This is a genomic window from Streptomyces sp. KR55 (genome assembly GCF_052245645.1).
Taxonomy (GTDB): domain Bacteria; phylum Actinomycetota; class Actinomycetes; order Streptomycetales; family Streptomycetaceae; genus Streptomyces; species Streptomyces flavusporus.
Map to the genome: position 1 here is coordinate 1 of NZ_JBQQCE010001016.1, position 595 is coordinate 595.

General features: G+C 66.9%; 1 protein-coding gene. It reads left to right on the forward strand.

Translation table 11 applies throughout. The features are described from left to right. Positions 1 to 595, forward strand: a 595-nt coding sequence (locus ACTWQJ_RS52100) for an ABC transporter substrate-binding protein (protein WP_443313311.1), incomplete at both ends; no start/stop codon positions are given.

A 595-nucleotide genomic window follows, 5' to 3' on the forward strand; every position in this document is an offset into this window, starting at 1 on the left:
TCGCGTTCCTCAACTGGATCGCGGAGAAGGGCTGGAAGGTCGACGCGCAGAGCGGCAAGGGGGACGTCTCCGTCGTCCGCACGGACAACAAGGTGACCCCGGACGCCTACAAGTCCGGCTCCATCGATGGCGCCTGGGTGCCGGAGCCGACCGCGTCCAAGCTGGTCACCGAGGGTGCGAAGGTACTGCTCGACGAGGCCGACCTGTGGCCCGACAAGAAGTTCGTGATCACGAACATCATCGTGTCGCAGACGTTTCTCAAGGAGCATCCGGACGTCGTCGAGGCCGTGCTGCGCGGCTCGGTGAAGACCAACGCGTGGATCAACGCCAACCCGGAGAAGGCGAAGGCCTCCGCCAACGCGGCGCTGAAGGAGCTGTCGGGCAAGGAGTTGCCCGCCGAGGTCATCGACCCGGCCTGGGAGTCCGTCACCTTCCTCGACGACCCGCTGGCGGCCACCCTCGACACCCAGGCGGAGCACGCGGTGAAGGCCGGCCTGCTGGAGGAGCCCGATCTGAAGGGCATCTACGACCTCGCACCGCTCAACAAGGTCCTCGAGGCCGAGGGCAAGGACGAGGTCGACGACGCCGGTCTCGG